Raw genomic sequence first — 20,808 nt, forward strand, 5'->3', positions numbered from 1 at the left:
CGGAAAGCTTGCTTTCCGGCACATGTAAGCACTGGGATTTGGGGAGAGTGTCTTTGAACACTCACCTGACAGGTCTAACTCCGACAGGAGCATTTTGTGAAAGACTTAATAAAGTTTCTGAAAGCGCAAACCAAGACCGAAGAGTTTGATGCTATCAAGATTGCTCTGGCATCACCTGATATGATCCGTTCATGGTCATTCGGTGAAGTTAAAAAGCCAGAAACCATTAACTACCGTACGTTCAAACCTGAGCGTGACGGTCTTTTCTGTGCGCGTATTTTCGGGCCAGTAAAAGACTATGAATGTCTGTGCGGTAAGTACAAACGTTTAAAACACCGCGGTGTGATTTGTGAGAAGTGTGGCGTAGAAGTTACACAGACCAAAGTCCGTCGTGAGCGCATGGGTCACATTGAACTTGCATCTCCGACTGCACACATTTGGTTCTTAAAATCACTGCCATCCCGTATCGGTTTGCTGCTCGATATGCCACTGCGTGATATTGAACGCGTTCTGTACTTTGAATCATATGTAGTTGTTGAAGGCGGTATGACTAGCCTTGAGCGTGCACAGATTCTGACAGAAGAGCAATATTTAGATGCGTTGGAAGAGTTCGGTGACGAATTTGATGCGAAAATGGGTGCGGAAGCAATCCAAGGCCTGCTGAAAAACCTCGATCTTGAGAACGAGTGTGAAACGCTGCGCGAAGAGTTAAATGAAACTAACTCTGAAACTAAGCGTAAGAAGCTGACCAAGCGTATCAAACTGCTGGAAGCATTCATTCAATCTGGTAACAAACCAGAGTGGATGATCTTAAACGTATTACCAGTATTACCACCGGATCTGCGTCCATTAGTTCCACTGGATGGTGGTCGTTTCGCAACATCAGATCTGAACGATCTGTATCGTCGCGTAATCAACCGTAATAACCGTCTGAAACGTCTTCTGGATCTGGCTGCGCCAGACATCATCGTACGTAACGAAAAACGTATGCTGCAAGAAGCGGTTGACGCCCTGTTAGATAACGGTCGTCGTGGTCGCGCAATCACTGGTTCTAACAAACGTCCTCTGAAATCTTTGGCTGATATGATCAAAGGTAAACAAGGTCGTTTCCGTCAGAACTTACTTGGTAAGCGTGTTGACTACTCAGGTCGTTCTGTTATCACCGTAGGTCCATACCTGCGTCTGCATCAGTGCGGTCTGCCTAAGAAAATGGCTCTTGAGTTATTCAAACCATTTATCTATGGCAAATTAGAATTACGTGGTCTGGCAACAACCATTAAAGCTGCGAAGAAAATGGTTGAGCGCGAAGAAGCGGTTGTTTGGGATATCTTGGATGAAGTCATCCGTGAACACCCGGTCATGCTGAACCGTGCACCAACACTTCACCGTCTGGGTATCCAAGCTTTCGAACCTATTCTTATCGAAGGTAAAGCTATCCAATTGCACCCACTCGTTTGTGCGGCATATAACGCCGACTTCGATGGAGACCAAATGGCGGTACACGTTCCTCTGACTCTGGAAGCTCAGTTAGAAGCACGTGCGTTGATGATGTCGACTAACAACATCCTGTCACCTGCAAGTGGTGAGCCGATCATCGTTCCTTCTCAGGACGTTGTATTGGGTCTTTACTACATGACACGTGACTGCGTAAACGCGAAAGGCGAGGGCATGGTATTAGCCGGTCCTAAAGAAGCTGAGCGTGTTTACCGTTCAGGTCATGCGTCACTGCATGCCCGCGTTAAAGTCCGTATCACTGAAGAAGTAAAAGATTCGGAAGGTAACATTACAATCAACACTGGTTTAGTTGACACCACTGTTGGTCGTGCAATTTTATGGATGATCGTACCGAAAGGTCTGCCTTATGCTCTGGTAAACCAAGCGTTAGGTAAGAAAGCTATCTCCAAAATGCTGAACACCTGTTACCGTGTTCTGGGCCTGAAGCCTACTGTTATTTTTGCTGACCAAATCATGTATACCGGTTTTGCCTATGCGGCACGTTCTGGTGCATCAGTTGGTATCGACGATATGGTTATTCCAGAGAAAAAAGCTGGGATCATCGCCGAAGCAGAAGCTGAAGTTGCAGAAATTCAGGAACAGTTCCAGTCTGGTCTGGTAACAGCAGGCGAACGTTACAACAAAGTTATCGATATCTGGGCAGCAGCAAACGAACGTGTTGCTAAAGCGATGATGGAAAACTTGTCGACTGAAGCGGTTATTAACCGTGATGGCGTCGAAGAACAACAAGTTTCTTTCAACAGTATCTTTATGATGGCCGACTCCGGTGCTCGTGGTTCTGCAGCTCAGATTCGTCAGCTAGCAGGTATGCGTGGTCTGATGGCTAAGCCAGATGGCTCCATCATCGAAACACCAATCACGGCAAACTTCCGTGAAGGTCTGAACGTTCTTCAGTACTTTATCTCTACGCACGGTGCGCGTAAAGGTCTTGCCGATACCGCATTGAAAACAGCGAACTCCGGTTATCTGACTCGTCGTTTAGTTGACGTTGCACAGGACTTGGTTGTGACTGAAGACGACTGTGGAACTCATGAAGGTATCCTGATGACTCCGGTTATCGAGGGTGGCGACGTTAAAGAACCACTGCGTGAGCGTGTATTGGGTCGTGTGACTGCAGAAGATATCCTGATCCCAGGAACGGCAGACATTCTGGTTCCACGTAATACATTACTGCACGAAAAACTGTGTGACCTGTTAGAAGCTAACTCAGTCGACAGCGTTAAAGTTCGTTCAGTTGTAAGTTGTGAAACTGACTTCGGTGTGTGTGCTCACTGTTATGGTCGTGACCTTGCTCGTGGTCATATCATCAATAAAGGTGAAGCTATCGGGGTTATCGCGGCACAGTCAATCGGTGAGCCGGGTACACAGTTAACGATGCGTACGTTCCACATCGGGGGTGCGGCATCTCGTGCGGCGGCAGAATCTAGCATTCAAGTCCGTAACACAGGTACCCTGAAACTGGTTAACGCTAAATTCGTTACGAACTCAGAAGGCAAACTGGTTATTACTTCACGTAATACAGAACTGCGTCTGATTGATGAATTCGGTCGTACGAAAGAAAGCTATAAAGTCCCTTACGGTGCGCACTTGACGAAAGGCGATGGCGATGCAGTAACGGGCGGTGAAACTGTTGCGAACTGGGATCCACATACAATGCCAGTTGTCAGTGAAGTATCGGGTATTATCAGCTTCTCTGACATGCTTGATGGCCAAACAATGACGCGTCAGACTGACGAATTAACCGGTCTGTCTTCAATCGTTGTTCTGGATACTGCGGAACGTACCAGTGGTGGTAAAGACCTGCGTCCTGCACTACGTGTTATTGACGCAAATGGTAACGATGTTCTTATTCCTAACACGGACATGCCTGCTCAGTACTTCTTACCGGGTAAAGCAATTGTTCAGTTAGATGATGGCATCGCAATCAACGTCGGTGATACCTTAGCGCGTATTCCACAAGAATCTGTGGGTACTAAAGATATCACGGGTGGTCTACCACGCGTAGCTGACTTGTTCGAAGCACGTCGTCCGAAAGAGCCTGCAATCTTGGCTGAAATCAGCGGTATTATCTCGTTTGGTAAAGAAACCAAAGGGAAACGTCGTCTGGTTATCACACCATTAGATGGTAGCGATCCGTACGAAGAGATGATCCCTAAATGGCGTCAACTCAACGTGTTCGAAGGTGAGATCGTTGAACGTGGTGACGTGGTTTCCGATGGTCCAGAATCTCCACACGATATTCTGCGTCTGCGTGGTGTCCATGCTGTTACGCGTTATATCACTAATGAGGTTCAGGAAGTTTACCGCTTACAAGGCGTTAAGATTAACGATAAACACATTGAAGTTATCGTTCGTCAGATGCTGCGTAAAGTGACTATCGCGGATGCAGGAAGTTCTGAATTCCTCGAAGGTGAACAAGTCGAGTACTCACGTGTTAAAGTTTCTAACCGTAAACTGGAACAAGAAGGCAAAATTCCAGCGAACTTTGCTCGTGACCTGTTGGGTATTACTAAGGCATCTCTGGCAACAGAATCCTTTATCTCAGCAGCATCGTTCCAAGAAACGACACGCGTACTGACTGAAGCTGCAGTTGCGGGTAAACGTGACGAATTACGTGGTCTGAAAGAAAACGTAATTGTTGGACGCCTGATCCCAGCAGGTACTGGTTTTGCGTATCACCAAGACCGTATCCGCCGCCGTCATCTGAACGACGTTGTGGATGCACCACAAGTCAGTGCAGACGAAGCAACAGCAAACTTAGCAGAGCTGTTAAATGCAGGTTTTAGCAGTGACAACCAGAACTAATTTCTGATTTCACTGTAAAACGCCTGACAAAAGCCAGTGCCGAAAGGTACTGGCTTTTTTTATGTCTTAGGTTTATCTGAATATGTAACGCGTATTTCTATTTTTAAAATATATCCAGCAGTAAAAAAAATGAATAATAAATTGCTTGGCTAAAAATAAACGGTAATAAAAATTATTTTTAAATTATTTAATAGGAATATGCGATGGATAAAAAAAAGACAAATGAACAGGTTGATGTGAATCAAGCTAATCTCTCGGCTTATCATGGAATATTATCAGACTCATTAGGGGCCATAAATACATCTCAGATAGTGACGGGAAATGGGCAAATTGCATTAGATTTAGTTGTTGTTATTGATACTAGTGGCTCAATGTCTGATGAAGCAGGGGATTTAAGTAAACAGATTGATGCGACGATTGAGTCGGCATCAGCAAAGTGTCCATCTCACCTTCGGGCGACATTTTTAGGTATCGAAGGGACTTGGGCAAATACGAAGTTTGATCAATCTGCCAGTGAATATTTAATTAAGATCGGTGCGAACGAAAGAGATCTGCAAGCAAGATTACCGTTTAAAGAATCCGATGGGCGAGATCATGCTGGAAATAAAGAAGATTTATGTCGTGCGGTTATTGATATTAGTAAACACTTTGATTGGCGAGATGATGCGCGTAGGGCTATTTTTGTGCTGGGTGATGAAGGGATGGAAGGTGGCGGTGGAATTCTTACTCGTGCTGCGATTGCAAAAAATAATGAAGCCATATCTGTCGCTCAAGAAAGAGGAATTAAGGTGTATACCTACCAAGGTACACCGGATGATAGCCCAACAAATCTAGATCGTTTTCCGACTCTTGCTGATAGAGATAACGTGACGAGGGAGTATGAACGACTAGCCAAAGAAACCGACGGACGTGCGTACATTTACACCACAGGGATTGCAAATTTCTCGTTGGTTTTACAGGAAATATTATGTGATAGCTTAATACCACCAGCCAAACCAGATCGAAGGCTTTCAGAGTGTGATTCTGTCTGTGAAAACTTGCCACTCATTATAAATACTGTGAATACATTGTCTGATATTATAAAAAAGACCATAGATTCTTGCTGCCCTGATCCCAAGCATGATGACCACTCAGATTGTCAGTGTAAACATTAGAATTGGTTAGCTAGAAAAAGTAAAAGCGGGAATATTTCCCGCTTTAATTATGTGAATGATAAATATAGTAATTAGTAAAAAATACCAATGATCGCACAGTGAGCCACAAAACCTACCATCAGCGGCACGGCGGTTCGTTTTACCACATCAAATGGCTGCAGTTTTGCACCACTGGATACGGCAATGATTACCCCCGCGACTGGGGACATACCTCGGCCCATGTGTGAGGCTTGTTGCATTGGTAAAATCATTGCAATAGGGTTAACGCCCATACTATGTGCAATTTGTGGGATTAACTCAACGAACGCGAGGAATGGCGCATTACCTGAACCCATAATAATAGCAGCGGCAAGTGTGACGAGAGCGAACACAATCGCCATGGCAAATGGTGGCAAGCCGACGGATTCAGCACCTAAAATCAGTTGGTCAATTGCTCCACTGACTTTAATACCATGAGCGAACACTCCAGCGGCAACCAATAAGCCAACTACATTACTGAATGCATGACCCATACCATTTAGAAATGTTTGGAAGCCATTACAAACCGCTTTAAAATTACGTACGCGAAGTGTTTCAATCACCATGCAAATTGCCATCGCAATCAGCACGATAGTCACAACATCTAAGTGAATACCGGAAAAGAACAAATTGGACGTTCCCACCGCCATAATAATGGGGAGCATAGGAAGAAGTGCATAATATCCAGGAACTGACTTAGTAATTTCTTCTTTTTCATGTGACTGAACGGCTTTACCAATTTCAGGTACGAAACCTTGTTTTCGGTCACAGTGACGTTGCCAGAAAATATGGGTAATACCGACGACCAATACAGTGGCTAATGCCGCTGGCCCTTGATAGTAAAGCACATACTCAACGACAGACATATCGACCGCTTTCGCACCACGAATGGCATCAATCGCGGTTGGTGTATAAGCCACCCCAAGAGAAGTTGCGATAACCCCAGCCGCAGAAGCAGGTGATAATCCCAAACCAATCATAATTGGGAACATGGTTCCCATTAATAATACGGCTAAGCCTGTTGCTGATGGGATAGCTAACTGCAAGATACTCGCCAGCAAGAAAGAGAAAAATAGCAGTACATAAGGTGAACGCATATTTTTCAGTGGCTTAGTTGCAACACGTACTACCGCTTCATTGGCACCGATATGGTCCATATAGTGCGCAAAGCCCATCAATGCCATGATCATTAAACCGAGATCCGCTGCGCGGCTACTGAATAAATCTCGCATGACTTCAAATGGGTCGAGCCAAGTGATACCGGTGGTGGCGACATTTTTAGGGAGGATAGGACCCCAGCCAAGGGCTAGGGTGAATATCATCAATACTAAGCCAGCGATTAATAGTACTGGCTCAGCTTTGTACCCCTTCAAAATAAATCGCGCAACCAAAACAACGATAATCAGAACCGTTAGAATTGGGATCATGCTTTAGCTCCTGGTTTGAAGCGTTCTGCGGTGATTTGTACCACTTGTTTTAATACATCGCTGGCGGCATGTAGGGATTTAACGGGTAAATATTCATAGATTGAATGGAAGTTATGTGCGCCTGTGAAGATATTAGGGCAAGGCAATCCATTTTGCGATAATGCAGCTCCATCATAACCCCCACGCATAGGAATGACTTTTGGAGTGATACCACAAGCTTGGTAGGCATCAACGGCAATATCAATAGGGTAACGGTTATCACCTTGTAGGCTATTGTAAACGTTAGAGTAGCGGTCTGATAGCTTACAAACAACACTTTCGCTTCCCCAAAGGCTTTCGCAGCTCTCTGCTAATTGTTTTAAGAAAGCCATACGTTTGCGATAGCCGTCTTCGGTAAAATCACGCACATCCATTTTTAAAACAGTACGGGCGCTGTTACCTGACATTTGTTTCACCCAATAATAGCCTTCGCGTCCATCGGTATACTCAGGAGCTTCACCACCCGGTAACATGGCAATAAATTTTTGCGCCATTAATAATGAGTTAACCAGTTTGCCTTTTGCGGACATTGGATGAGCCGATTTACCCGTAAAGATGATTTCGGCATCACCTGCGTTCCAGTTTTCATACACCAGTTCACCGATACCGCAGCAGTCCAAGGTATAGGCAAAATCAGCACCAAACTCTTTAACATCAAAGACTTTTGCGCCACGGAGGCCTTGCTCTTCATCTGGAACGAAACCAATTTTAATGGTGCCGTGCTTAATTTCTGGATTTTGCTTAAAGTATTGCAGCATATCCATGATAGAGGCAATTGCCGCTTTATCGTCAGCACCTAATAGGCTAGTTCCATCAGTGACAATTATGTCATCACCAATGTAATTCACTAATTCAGGGAACTCACTCTTACGTAGATAAATATTAAGCTCTTTATTCATGCATAAATCTTCACCGGTGTATGGCAAAATTTGTGCTTTAGTATCATTGGTTTGTTCTGCGCTAGTGTCTAAATGGCCGAAGAAAGCGACGGTTGGGACATCATAATCAAGATTGGAAGGCAAAGTTGCGGTGACAATAGCTGTGTCACGCAGCTTAATATCTTCAACGCCCAGAGCTTCTAATTCTTGGACCAGCTGTTTCGCAAGGACGCGTTGTCCTTCTGAGGAAGGCATAATTCCTGCCGCACCCTTTTCCCTATCCGTGGTGGTGTTAATTTTGGTATAAGAAATAAACCGCTCAACAATATTCATTCTTTTTATTCCCCAGCATCTTATAGAATGCGTTTTACATTAGTTATATCTGTGGCTGTAATTTCATTTCACAGTATTATTCTTGTATCACAATTAAAGATATTCTGAATATCAGACCTGTTGAATTTTTCTAAGAAATGTTAGTGAGAATATAAAATTGATAATTAATAGTAGCATTATTCGAATAATGAATTAAAATGGACGACTTTACTCCTGCCTTATTTTTCGTCTTAAATAATATTGTTAAATTATTGATATTAAATCGTAAGAATATTCTTTCGTAATGTGTTTTTTATTTAACACCTTATTTTAAACTTATCCTATCTTAAATTTAATTAATATATATTGCTGTTAGATGTTCAAAAGATAATTTTTCCTAGAAATAAAAATTTTTAATTAGCAAAATTAATAGAAAATTAGATGGAATGAATGCTTAAAATCATATTTTGATATTTTATTTCTTTGCCTTTCATTTAGATAATTGAATCAATTTTATACTGACTGTTTTTTGCAGTATAGTGATAAAAATTTTCTTTTGTCTTGTTTCGTATCATCTCTACTTTTTTGCATTGAAAGCAAATGAAGATTTGATTGCAGGTGTTTCTTCGTCATTTGATATGTAATTCTCAAGCAAAATCCCACTTCTGTGCTCAGCATCTCTGAATTATTTATTTTTATTAAAAATCATCACGTTAATTTTGATTATCATAAGTTTGCATCATATCTTTATTGTGGGGCAATTGACTTATTTTCTACGAATTGATTACTTTTTGTGATCTCCACTTGAATTTTGATATTTTCGATCACTTACTTTTTGATATTATGCAAAAGTATAAATAATATATATTAATCAAAAACGAAAGAAAACGTAAACAAAAGAGGATGAAGCAATGACTGTTTCGCGCAGAACCTTTATAAAAGGATTAGCAGCCAGCGGTGCAGCAATGTCGGTTTCTAGTCCCATTTTAGCCAATGATGGAAAACCTTCAAATGTTAAGCCTTACCGACCCGATAACGCCCCTAACTTATTGATAGTATTCCCTGATGAGATGCGTGCCCACGCATTACAATTTATGGGAGAAGATCCGTCAATTACCCCTAATTTAAATAAGTTTGCCAAACAAGCGAAAGTCATGACGCAGATGGCATCCAATTACCCATTATGTTCCCCATTTCGTGGCATGTTTATGACTGGGCAATATCCTGTTCGTAACGGTATTACAGGCAACGCACATGATTATGGTGGAAAGGTAGGGATTGATTTATCACCTTATGCCAATTGTTGGTCTGATGTTTTGAAATCATTGGATTACAGCACGGGGTATATTGGTAAATGGCATTTAGATGCGCCATATGCACCTTTTATTGAAAGCTATAATAACCCAATGGAAGGTCGTTATTGGAATGAATGGGCTGCTCCAAACCGCCGCCATGGCTTTGATTTTTGGTACTCCTACGGCACATATGATCTGCATATGAAACCGATGTATTGGGCCAATAATACACCACGGGAAAAACCGATTTATGTAGACCAATGGGGACCAGAGCACGAAGCGGATATGGCTATAAAATTCTTACAAAATAAAAATGGGCAGTACCGTGATAATACCAAGCCATTTGCGCTGGTTGTTTCTATGAACCCTCCGCATTCACCGTATGACCAAGTTCCACAAAAGTATCTCGATGCCTATAAAGGAAAAACCTCGCAAGAGTTAAATACTCGGCCAAATGTTAAATGGGATGTGGAATACCAAGAAGGCTATGGACCTCAATATTTCAAAGAATATCTGGCGATGGTAAACGGCGTTGATGAACAATTTGGTCGCATCGTTGATGAGCTTGAAAAACAAGGGCTTGCGGATAATACATTGGTTGTTTTCTTCTCTGATCATGGTAGTTGTCTTGGTGCAAATGGCCAGCCGACAAAAAATAACCCTTATGATGAGTCGATGCGTGTTCCGATGATGTTTCGGTTACCGGGTAAAATTCAACCAGGGCAAGATGATGCATTAATGTCAGCGCCGGATATCTACCCAACGATTCTAGGTTTATTGGGGTTAGAGCAATGGATCCCTGGCTCAGTTGAAGGAAGTAATTTAGCTGAACGTGTAGTCACTGGTGAGGGGGAAGTCGCTAACTCTCAACTTTATTTATTTATTCCGTATGGTGAACCTTCGTTTGGTAAACGTGGCGTGAGAACGAAAACGCATACATTGGTTATTGACCGTCAGGATGGGCAACCACTGAAATATACGCTTTATGATAATGTGAATGATCCTTATCAAATGAAAAATGTGGCAGATGAGAACAAACCCATTATTGATAAATTAATTAAAGAAGAGCTTATACCGTGGTTAGAAAAAACCGGTGATTCTTGGAGACCAACAGAGTTTATTACAGCGACAACAAATAAATTAAATAAAAAAGTTTCAGCTTGTGAAGTTAAATAAATCATTTTTTGCCACCTAATAAACTAGGTGGCATTAATTAAAAAAATGAAAATATTATTCTCTAATAAAACAGGGAATCACTATCCTCGTGCTTAAATAGTACACAGCTTTGGAATAAAGATAATGAAAAAATTAATTATTGCTAGTGCAGTGTTATTTTCAATTTCATCACAATATGCTCTCGCAAATAACTATAAAACAACAATTGAATATCGTCATCAATATTTAGATGCATCAGGGAAAAGCGGAGATAGAATTAAAGCTTTTTTGGATACAGGGAAAAATATTGGATTTGAGTTAGATGCACGCTATGGAAATAAAGATGGTGCTTATGACGCAATGAAAATTGATGGTTCGGAATTTTCAGCTTTTTATTATACAAAATTGAATCCAAATTTAGTGGGGCTTGTCGGTGCTTCTCTTGATTTCGATAAATTAGGTTTAGTTTATGTTCCTTATGTCCGTTTAAATTATACATTCGATAATGGTATTCGTTTACAAGGCCGTTATAAATGGAAAGTGTGGGATTATGGTCAAGTAGGAGAAAATGGCAGTAATTATCACTCTAAAATCCAAGAGTTTGATAGCTGGATAGGTTACAAATGGGGTAACTTAGATTTACAGTATCAATTGGATTTAATGTGGGAAATGGCTGACAACGCTCAACCTCTTTACAATGATAAAAAATTCGATTATCAACACAACGTTCGCCTTCGTTATGATATTAAAGCAGATGATGGTGCGTTATGGCGCCCATTTGTTGAAGTGGGCAATGTGAAAGAAAATAGGTTTTCAAGTGACCGTCAAACACGATTCCGTGTGGGTATTCAATATACTTGGTAATATCATTTTCATATAAATATATATTTGCCCACGAGTGATCGTGGGTTTTTTATTGCCGGTTTGCAAAGAAGAGAAAAGAATAAATACTGAAAAACAAGAAAAATGGCCAATAAATTGGCCAAAAGAAAGTAATGAAATGACAACTTGAGCAATGGTAAATCGGGTTGTAATGAATTAAATTTTGAGTTTAATAACTTCACTTGCTGCTAATAAATAGGCTCCAGCTCCATAATCCATATTATGGTCATATTTGACATCTCGTGGGTTGAACGCCGGAAGCTGTACCCAACCTAGCATTCCATTGGGGTGAATACAGTTTTGTAGTGCACACCATGATTTTTCGAGCAAAGGCAAGTAGCGTGCTTCTTCCAGTAAACCTTGGTTTAAGCCCCACGCTAATCCATAGCAAAATAATGCAGCGGCACTACTTTCAGGGGCAGGGAAGCTTTGGGGATCAAGTAAACTAGTGCGCCAGAAACCGTCTTCTTGTTGGTATTGAATGACAGTTTCCATTAGCTCGGTAAATAAATTTACATATTGCTGGCGGGCAGGGAACTCTTTAGGTAACGATTGTAAAATACGTGGGATAGACGCAATGACCCAACCAATACCTCGGCTCCAAAATACTTTTTCACCATTTTTTTCACGTAATTCACCACCCTTGCCATCAGGAATGTAGCGATAATCGCGATAAATTAAGCCAGTTTCAGGATCACGCAAATGTTCTATCGCATCCCAATAAGCGGTATGCATGTAGTCTAAGTAGCGATTGTCATTTGTTTTAGCTGATAACGCGGCAAAAGCAGGGGGAGCCATGAAGAGTGCATCACACCACCACCAGTCTTCTCGACCTGGTTTTGGCTCTGCTAACATAAGGTTGAATGCATTAATAGTGGGTTCAAGGACTTCTGGATGATCAAATTGCGAACTTACAGCTAAATAGGCTTGAGTACAGACATGGTCATCGGCAAAACGTGGGTTAGGTCCTGTACGAAATCCAGTATGTAATGTGTAATCCAATACACCAGCGAGATATTCGTTATCCTGTGTTGCTTGCCATGCAGCAGCAACACAAGACCACAGAACACCACGTTCCCAGTCCGTATCTTTAATAAAACGGGTTTTGCCACTACGACGAAGTACACTGCGTACTTGGTTTTTTGATTGATAACGGTAAACCCGTTTCATATCATCTAAAACCGTATTACGTTGTAATAGTTTTGGTAATGATGATTGTTCCATTATTTTCTCCAGATGGGTTAGCGAGCTAACCAGCCACCATCAACAGCAATGGTATAACCATTAATATAGTCACTTGCTTTGGAGGCTAAAAAGATGGCTGGCCCTGCTAAATCCTCAGGAGTTCCCCAACGGCCCGCAGGAATGCGCTCTAAGATAGCTGCGTTGCGATCTGCATCAGCGCGCAGTGCTGCCGTGTTGTCTGTTGCCATGTAACCTGGGGCAATCGCATTCACATTAATGTTGTATTGGGAAAGCTCGGTAGCGAGAGCACGAGTGAGCCCCATGACGGCTGACTTACTTGCAGTGTAAGATGGAACCCGAATACCACCTTGGAACGAGAGCATTGAGGCAATATTAATAATTTTCCCACCATTACCTTGCTTCACGAATTGGCGTGCAACACGTTGAGATAAAAAGAATAAGGTTTTTTGATTAATATTAATCACATCGTCCCAATCTTTTTCACTAAACTCTAATAAGTCTTCACGGCGAATAATACCCGCATTATTGACAAGGATATCAATATGTCCCATGGCGGATACCGCATCATCAACCAAAGTTTGTAACCCGTCTTGTTCCATTAAATTCATAATAATGTAGTGAAACTTACGGCCTAAAGCTTCGACTTGAGCGCGTGTATCAGGAGCATCTTGGATGCCAACTCCAACAATATCTGCGCCTGCTTGTGCTAAACCAATTGCCATTCCTTGACCTAAACCGGTATTACATCCAGTGACAATCGCAACTTTTCCTGTTAAATCAAATAAGTTCATCTGTACCTCACTTACGATGTGACAGTACTGCCACATCGTTTTTTATTATGTTAAAAAAGATAAAAGGGTTATTTCAGATCTTTCATGGCGACATGATCCATATCGTGGAACACCTGATTTTCCCCAACCATTCCCCAAATAAATGTATAAGCAGCAGTTCCCACGCCTGAGTGAATAGACCAACTTGGGCTAATGACGGCTTGTTCATTACGAACAACAATGTGGCGTGTTTCCGAAGGCTCACCCATATAATGGAAAACAACGTTGTCTTCTTTCATATTGAAATATAGATACACTTCCATGCGACGTTCATGGGTATGGCATGGCATGGTATTCCATAAGCTACCGGGCTCGAGTACTGTCATGCCCATTGATAATTGGCAGGTTGGTAAAATAGATGGGTGTAAGAATTTATAGATGGTACGAACGTTACAATTCTCTACATTACCTAATTTTTCTGGTGAAGCTTGTTCGATAGTAATTTTGCGTGTTGGGTAGGTATGGTGTGCAGGTGCACAGTTCATATAAAAACGTGCAGGGGTAGTCGTATCAGTACTGATAAACTCGACAGATTTGGCTCCCATACCAATATAAATAGCTTCTTTTGGTGCGATATCATAGGATTGGCCATCAACGATAACTTGACCTGCGCCCCCAATATTAATTGCACCCAGCTCACGACGCTCAAGAAAGAACTCAACGCCTAATGCTTTTCCTGCCATTAGAGCGAGTGGTTTTTGTGTTGGAACAATGCCACCCACAATAATGCGGTCGATATGGCTATAAGTGAGATTCATTTCCCCTTCACGGAACAAATTCTCGATCAGGAACTGTTTGCGTAAGCCTTCAGTATCAAGTGTTTTTGCATGCTCACTGTGAATTGGTTGACGAATTTCCATTATAAATACCTCATGATTTACTGATAGGTAACCGACTTTAATGGTCGGTATCCCCGAATACAGAGTGAACGTGTTCACCTCTGATGAATGTGTCTGTTAGATAAAAATTGTTATCAACAACGGCAAAATTAGCTTGACCCCCAACTCGGATGTAACCAAATTGGTCATCGATTCCAAGGTATTGAGCGGGAACCGAAGTAGCCATTTGTACGGCTTCCCATTCAGGAACATGCGCGAGTTTCACCATGTTGCGCAATGCTTTATCAAGGCTACATGTACTACCCGCAAGAGAGCCATCAGCTGTACGAGCTTGCCCTTGAGTGACCTTCACCGTCTGTGCCCCAAGGAGATAATCGCCATCCGGTAAGCCCCCAGCTCGCATACAATCTGTAATTAAAGCGAGCTGCTGATAACCTTTCATTCGATAAGCTAGCTGCATCATGACGGGGTGAACATGAATGCCATCGGCAATCAGCTCTGCAAGGACATCGTGGTACAACACTGCTCCACAGCAACCGGGCTCTCTATGATGTAAACCCGTCATGCCGTTATAAAGATGCACGCCACAATCTGCACCATGTGAAAATGCGAGACTGGTTTGTATGAAATCAGCGGCAGTATGTGCAACACTGGTCTTAATATTGTGTTGTACTAGCCAATCAATAGCCTCAATGGCACCTTCTGCTTCAGGTGCAACAGCAACTCGCAAAAGTGTGTGATTAGCACATTGCACAAGGTCTTCCAATTCATGAATGGTCGGCGATTTTAAGTACTTAACAGGATGTGAGCCTCGATGACGTTCAGTGAAGTAAGGGCCTTCTAAAAAACTGCCGACTAACTGGGCTCCTGATGTTTGCGGCTTGGCGATAAAGTCACTCACTTGGGTGAGTGCGCGTTTGATATCATCCATTGGTGCGGTGACGGTGGTTCCCACCCAAGCCACAACACCAGTTTTGACTAATGCATCAGCGATGGTTTGCAACCCTTGTTGGCTTGCATCCATGACGTCTGCGCCAGCACGACCATGAATATGGATATCAACAAACCCCGGTAGTAAGGAGCGCCCTTCAAGACGGATGACTGGGCAGTGTTCGGGGGCGGTATCCGTAATTTCCTGTATAACACCGTTGCACACTCGAACATACTGTTGATAGCGAATTCCCTCAGGTGTAAAGGTACGATCCGCTAAAATGGCATATTGCTGTTTCATAGGCCATCTTCTTCACATTCAGGCTCTGACATCATAGCCAGTTGTTGACGTAGATCTTGAATACTACTTGTGCCAATATCGTGTAAGATAGAAAGAAGTTCTTTTGCATCAACCCCTTCACGTTCCAATGCCGCATTGACAATCATCGGTAGATTAACGCCAGCTAAAACTTCAACGGATTTATCTTCCATCATAATTGCCATAGCGCGGTTACAAGGGGTTCCACCAGGAAGGTCGGTGAGAAAAAGTATTTGTTTACAATTCATGGCACTCATTGCTGCTCGCATTTGTTGTTCCAATTCGTCGGGAGAAAGGGTTTCAACAAAATCAATAAACACCATATTTTCCTGTTCACCTGCGATGGCTTTGACAGCGGAAGCCATACCGCTCGCAAAATTAATGTGCCCAGAAACAATCAAACCAATCATTGATAACTCCTTGCTGGTGGGTAACTTAGCTACCCACCTAAAAACAATTTAATACGATTCTGTTACATCACACCGAGTACATGGCCAATAACACCGAAGGCCAAGACAGAGAAGATAAGCACCGGCGGTTTTGCCCAGAAACCTGTCCCTTTCACCATTTTGAACATCAAAAAGACAAGGCACAGAGGGAGTAAATTAGGCATGATTTTGTCGAACAAGGCGGTTTGTAGTTCGACCACCTTGCCACCTACCTCAACAGCAGCGGTGGTTTGTACTTTTATGAAAGTGGCGGAAAGTGCCCCAATCACAAAAATCCCCATGATGTTGGCGGCTTTCGCTAATTTTTCTGTTGCGTCGCTCATGTTAACCATCGCCGCAGTACCTGCGCGATATCCCATGAACATCAAGCCAAAATAGACAAAAAAGTGAACAATTTGGTACAAAAAGAAGAAAACAAATGGGCCGGCAATTGAGCCTTCCATTGCGATAGATGCGCCTAATGCTAAAGTCAGTGGCATCAATGTCATATGGTCAATAGCATCGCCAATTCCACCTGTTGGCCCCATACCTGCCACTTTCATGACGTTGACAGTAGAAGGCTTCTCTTTGTTCTCTTCCATGGCAACGGCAGTACCAAGTAAGAAAGTAAATAATTTTGGACTCGCATTGAAAAACTGTAAGTGATTTTTCAGTGCAGTTGCATAATCGCGTTTGTTATTACCATGAATTTTGCGTAGGGCTGGGATGATGGAGAATGCAAAGCCTCCCCCCTGCATACGTTCAAAGTTAAAGTTACCTTCCATAAATAGCCCGCGAAATGCACAACGCCATAGATCGCCTTTCGTGATGACTTTGCGGACAGTGGTATCTTGGTACTCATCAATGCCATCAACGTAGGATTCCACTGGTAAGTTTTTGGTTTCTACTGCTGTTTTGTTATCAGATACCATCTTCAAAATCCTCATTTTGTTGTGAGTTATTCTTGTTGTTGTTACCGCTGAAGAAGTAATACAGGGCTGCCGCAGATGCGCCGAGTATTGCTACTGCCATAATTGGCAGTTTGAGATAAGTGGTCATAACGAAACCAACAAAGAACACACCAGCCACTTCTTTTGACCACATGATTTTCAACAACATCGCGAAGCCAATTGCTGGAACCATTTTGGCGCCAATACCTAAGCCTTCGAGGAGTACTTTTGGTGTATTTTCATCAATCCACTGTGCTGCGTGTTCACCGAAGTAAACCGTTACAAAGGCGACGATCGCGTAGAGTAAAGAACGAACGGTAATTGTGGCGACTAATAACCGAGAGATCCCCGCCGCATCGGCTTTTTCAGCGTAGCGATCAGCTTTACCCATGGTGAACGCGGTAATAGCAAAAAAGCCGATAATGATCATTTGCATGAGAACGGCAATTGGCATACCAATCCCCATCGCTACCGCTGGTGATTGATTAGTCATAATGGCGAATGCAACGGCGGCGATAGTGCCTAAAGTAACATCAGGTGGCTGAGCCCCTGCATTTGGAACAAGCCCAAGCCAAGCTAATTCTAATGTTGCACCCGCAATTAAACCGACTTGCATATCACCCATAATCAGGCCAACAACAGGCCCTGTGATCAGTGGGCGGTGGATATTGAGTGCAACGTCATACTTATCTATACCGCAAAAGAAGGCCCATAAAGCCACGAGAGAAGCTTCATAAATCATAATAGTTTTCCTTAAACGCCTTAGTGTTAAGTTGTTATCTCAATCTGCTTATGCTGTTGCGAGAGTAAGAACATTAACGGGGGTTTGGTCTGGAGTATTTTGAATTGTGCAAGCTACTCCTTTGTCGACAAGCCGACGAAATGCTTCTAAGTCGTGCTCATCCACAGACACTGTTTTGGCAATTTGGCGCTTTCCTTCATGGAAATGCATATTGCCGACATTGCAGTGAGTGATAGGAACTCCACCTTCGACAAGGCGAGCAACATCTGTTGGGTTATTGCAAAGAATAAAGATTTTTTGACGAGGAGACGCTTTGTGAATGACATCGATAGTTTTTTCGATAGAGAAAAATCGGACAGCATATTCTCCACCTGCGGACGCTTTCATCCCTGCTTGCATAAAAGCAGAATTAGGACCTTCCGCAGCATCATCATTAGCGACAAGAATTAAATTTGCTTCAGTGTGTTTACCCCAAGTGATTCGAATTTGCCCATGTAATAAACGCTCATCGATTCGGGTCCAGACAATATTTGGTGCGTGCATATAATTGCTCTCTTATTATTAGCTATATTTATCATTAAGAAGGCATGAAGCCATCTTCTTGATATGAGAACGGGTAAATAGTGACACCTTGAACAACCCGATTAATTTCTCCAGTTGGAGATGGGTTATCTGGTGTATTCCCCAGTGCAATAGAACTATGGAATGCAAAGGCCTGCGCTAACATTAAATAAGGAAAAAATAGGGCTGAGTCTGAGCACTGCTCCATTTTTTTAATATAAACGAAACTTTCCTCTATTTGTGTGTCATCAGAAGAGGAGGTGACCGCGATCACTTTTGCTGAAGCATTATCGTGAATTACCTCTCTTAATAAGTCAGTCTCATACTGTCTGGTGTATTTATCGTTTGACAGAAACAGCACGACTAACGTTTCTTTATTGACGATAGATTTCGGTCCATGGCGAAACCCTAAAGGCGTGTCAAAGTTAGCAACGACCTTACCAGCCGTTAATTCCAACATTTTTAGGGCAGCTTCTTGTGCAAGGCCTTGTAGGCCACCACTACCTAAATAAATGACTCGTTTAAATTTACCTGCATAATCTTCACGGATACGGCGGTTAAATTGAGTATAACTGTCGTGATAATCTTGGAAATAGGGTTTAATTTCATTCAAATAGAAGGATTCGGTTAAGAAAATACACAGCGCAGCCATCATCATGGATGAAAAGCTTGACGTCATTGCTAATGAACGGTCATTTGATTCTTCTGGCATTAAAATGGCTAATGCATTGGTATTATTTTGGCAATAACGATATAGCTGCCCTTGCTCGTTGCAGGTTAAAACTAAGTGGTAACACTGAGTTAGGCATTTTTCTGCCACATTAAGAGCAGCAACACTCTCGGGACTATTGCCAGAGCGAGCAAAAGAAATTAGTAACGTTGGTACGTTTTCCGCTAAATATTCTTTTGGGTCGGCGACTAGATCCGTGGTGGCAATGGCATCAATACGGCGTTTTAAATGGCCTGTTAGAACGGGGGCAAGGGCGCGGCCTGCGAAAGCCGATGTTCCAGCTCCCGTCATGATAATGCGTGCGTCTGGTGCCTGAAGCACTTTAGCTAAAAATGTATCAATTTCAGCACGTTGTTCTTGTATTAGCTGGTTTGTTTTTTCCCAGCATTCAGGTTGTTGCTCAATTTCTTTTGCTGTCCAGAATGCGTTTAGCTTTTCGAGTTCAGGTGTTTGATAGCTTAAATATTCCATGTCAAACCTCAGTGACTAAATTTACATGCATCGGCATATACCGAAAGTACGTCGCGAATTTTTGCAAAAATAAAGGATTTCGCTGAGCCATCGATCATGCCTTCTCTTAATTGTTGGAATTGATGTGGCATGTATTGGCTTAAAAGTGGTAACGGGATCGGTTTTGAAGATAAGTTAGCCATCAGCGTTTCTATGGCTTGGTTAATTTCTTTATCAGGCCAGTAATAACGAATACGGTCACTAAAACTATAAACGCGTGCAAAAGCTTGCTGCTGGGCATCACCATGGTAGTATTTTTGCCAAAATTCGGGCTCACGGCACATCAACTGTTCCATTTTCTCTTTTAAGTGAGAACACTGTTCTGCTGGGAACATTTCATTCTCAATTTCACATAGAGAATAGAGGGCTTCTCGCATAGCAAATGTTAAAGCCGGGCCCACTTTTAAAATAGCAAAGTGGTCTTGAACGAGTTGCTTATAAGCATCTGGTGTTTGGTAATCGGTTGAGTGTGCTTCAAAAACAAGATGAGGGTAGTCATCAACAACTTTACTTAATGCTTGTGCTTTTTCGGGTTGATAATCAATAACACCGGTATGGTCAAATTCCACGCCAGGTTGGACGACGAGGCCAATAACACGTGTCCAGCAGTCACCGACACCTGCTTTTTCGAACGCTTTCGCATGGCAGTCTAAGGTTTTTCTCGCGGCTTGTGGGTCTGTGACTTCAACACCTTCAAGCGCTTCAGTTGCTCCACCTGGTACGGGGACTTCCGTACCAATAACATAAACGATATCGCTGTAGCCAAATTTTTCTTTGGCGGTTTTTTCTGCAATAACTGCGAGTCGGGCGGCACGTTGTGCAACGATTTCATCCGTGAGTGGAACAGGGTCATCTGCACAGGACATACTGCAATCAAGGTGGATTTTTTTGAACCCTGCGGCAACGTAATGTTCAATTAGGATATCGGCATTATCCATGGCGTCAGCGGCATTAAGCCCTTGCCAACGGTTAGGACCTAAATGGTCACCACCAAGAATTAGCTTATTTAGAGGAAAATTGATTTTTTCTGCTTTCTCAACCACATAATTGAAAAAGTCAGCCGGAGTCATACCCGTATAGCCACCAAATTGGTCAACTTGATTGGATGTGGCTTCAATTAAAAGAAAGGAATCATTATCCAGCGCTTGGTGCAATGAAGCTTCAATAACAAATGGGTGGGCTGAGCAAACAGAATAAATGCCATTCTGTTTACCAAGTTTATTTTGCTGAACAATCTTTTCTAAAGGATGCATTAATACTAACTCCACAATCAACACGGTTGT

At 42.5% G+C, this 20,808-nt stretch carries 16 protein-coding genes; 4 read left to right on the top strand and 12 right to left on the bottom strand.

Going from position 1 to position 20,808, the window contains the following annotated elements; all coding sequences use genetic code 11:
- Window positions 1–96 precede the first annotated feature (96 nt).
- Together rpoC and P3L40_RS01715 are read left to right on the top strand one after the other, a co-directional pair.
- Window positions 97–4,320, top strand: coding sequence for a DNA-directed RNA polymerase subunit beta' (rpoC, locus tag P3L40_RS01710; protein WP_004264390.1), 4,224 nt, complete (start codon window positions 97–99; stop codon window positions 4,318–4,320).
- Window positions 4,321–4,523: 203 nt separating this feature from the next.
- Entirely contained in the window at window positions 4,524–5,474 is a 951-nt protein-coding gene (locus P3L40_RS01715; protein ID WP_210853507.1) for a VWA domain-containing protein, read from the top strand.
- A gap of 71 nt (window positions 5,475–5,545) precedes the next feature.
- On the opposite strand, the gene dcuC is transcribed toward P3L40_RS01715, so the two are convergent.
- Window positions 5,546–6,919: a C4-dicarboxylate transporter DcuC gene (gene dcuC / locus P3L40_RS01720; protein ID WP_004264398.1), complete on the bottom strand. Its 1,374-nt coding sequence runs from the start codon at window positions 6,917–6,919 to the stop codon at window positions 5,546–5,548.
- A complete protein-coding gene (gene pepT, locus P3L40_RS01725; RefSeq protein WP_004264401.1) occupies window positions 6,916–8,169 on the bottom strand; it encodes a peptidase T in 1,254 nt (417 codons plus the stop codon). Before pepT ends, dcuC begins: the two co-directional genes overlap by 4 nt.
- An 890-nt stretch (window positions 8,170–9,059) precedes the next feature.
- On the opposite strand from pepT, the gene P3L40_RS01730 reads away from it, so the two are divergent.
- On the top strand, window positions 9,060–10,619 hold the full coding sequence (locus P3L40_RS01730) for a sulfatase-like hydrolase/transferase (protein ID WP_094962838.1): 1,560 nt from the start codon (window positions 9,060–9,062) through the stop codon (window positions 10,617–10,619).
- Between the two features lie 123 nt (window positions 10,620–10,742).
- On the top strand, window positions 10,743–11,462 hold the full coding sequence (locus tag P3L40_RS01735; RefSeq protein WP_004264412.1) for an oligogalacturonate-specific porin KdgM family protein: 720 nt from the start codon (window positions 10,743–10,745) through the stop codon (window positions 11,460–11,462).
- A gap of 174 nt (window positions 11,463–11,636) precedes the next feature.
- On the opposite strand, the gene P3L40_RS01740 is transcribed toward P3L40_RS01735, so the two are convergent.
- The 10 genes from P3L40_RS01740 to kbaZ all read right to left on the bottom strand — a co-directional run bounded on the left by P3L40_RS01740 (window position 11,637) and on the right by kbaZ (window position 20,778).
- Window positions 11,637–12,704: a glycoside hydrolase family 105 protein gene (locus P3L40_RS01740; RefSeq protein ID WP_210853509.1), complete on the bottom strand. Its 1,068-nt coding sequence runs from the start codon at window positions 12,702–12,704 to the stop codon at window positions 11,637–11,639.
- 17 nt (window positions 12,705–12,721) lie between these two features.
- Window positions 12,722–13,477 carry a 2-dehydro-3-deoxy-D-gluconate 5-dehydrogenase KduD gene (kduD, locus tag P3L40_RS01745; protein ID WP_036958862.1) on the bottom strand — a complete coding sequence of 252 codons (756 nt, stop codon included), beginning with the start codon at window positions 13,475–13,477 and terminating at the stop codon, window positions 12,722–12,724.
- A gap of 68 nt (window positions 13,478–13,545) precedes the next feature.
- Window positions 13,546–14,376, bottom strand: coding sequence for a 5-dehydro-4-deoxy-D-glucuronate isomerase (kduI, locus tag P3L40_RS01750; protein WP_004264427.1), 831 nt, complete (start codon window positions 14,374–14,376; stop codon window positions 13,546–13,548).
- A gap of 37 nt (window positions 14,377–14,413) precedes the next feature.
- Window positions 14,414–15,586 carry an N-acetylglucosamine-6-phosphate deacetylase gene (gene nagA / locus P3L40_RS01755; protein WP_210853511.1) on the bottom strand — a complete coding sequence of 391 codons (1,173 nt, stop codon included), beginning with the start codon at window positions 15,584–15,586 and terminating at the stop codon, window positions 14,414–14,416.
- Complete coding sequence (gene agaF, locus P3L40_RS01760; RefSeq protein WP_210853512.1) at window positions 15,583–16,014, bottom strand: PTS galactosamine/N-acetylgalactosamine transporter subunit IIA; 432 nt, start codon at window positions 16,012–16,014, stop codon at window positions 15,583–15,585. The genes nagA and agaF overlap by 4 nt, the downstream gene beginning before the upstream one ends.
- 62 nt (window positions 16,015–16,076) lie before the next feature.
- Window positions 16,077–16,964, bottom strand: a complete 888-nt coding sequence (locus P3L40_RS01765) for a PTS system mannose/fructose/sorbose family transporter subunit IID (RefSeq protein ID WP_036958865.1) — start codon at window positions 16,962–16,964, stop codon at window positions 16,077–16,079.
- A complete protein-coding gene (gene agaW / locus P3L40_RS01770) occupies window positions 16,954–17,724 on the bottom strand; it encodes a PTS N-acetylgalactosamine transporter subunit IIC (RefSeq protein WP_004264436.1) in 771 nt (256 codons plus the stop codon). The genes P3L40_RS01765 and agaW overlap by 11 nt, the downstream gene beginning before the upstream one ends.
- Window positions 17,725–17,772: 48 nt before the next feature.
- A complete protein-coding gene (agaV, locus tag P3L40_RS01775; protein ID WP_210853514.1) occupies window positions 17,773–18,267 on the bottom strand; it encodes a PTS N-acetylgalactosamine transporter subunit IIB in 495 nt (164 codons plus the stop codon).
- 34 nt (window positions 18,268–18,301) lie between these two features.
- Window positions 18,302–19,486 (bottom strand): SIS domain-containing protein, encoded by a 1,185-nt coding sequence (locus P3L40_RS01780; RefSeq protein ID WP_004264442.1) that lies wholly within the window; start codon window positions 19,484–19,486, stop codon window positions 18,302–18,304.
- A gap of 8 nt (window positions 19,487–19,494) precedes the next feature.
- Window positions 19,495–20,778, bottom strand: a complete 1,284-nt coding sequence (kbaZ, locus tag P3L40_RS01785) for a tagatose-bisphosphate aldolase subunit KbaZ (protein WP_004264449.1) — start codon at window positions 20,776–20,778, stop codon at window positions 19,495–19,497.
- Window positions 20,779–20,808 lie beyond the last annotated feature (30 nt).

The organism is Providencia sp. PROV040, from assembly GCF_032706145.1.
GTDB classification, from domain to species: domain Bacteria; phylum Pseudomonadota; class Gammaproteobacteria; order Enterobacterales; family Enterobacteriaceae; genus Providencia; species Providencia hangzhouensis.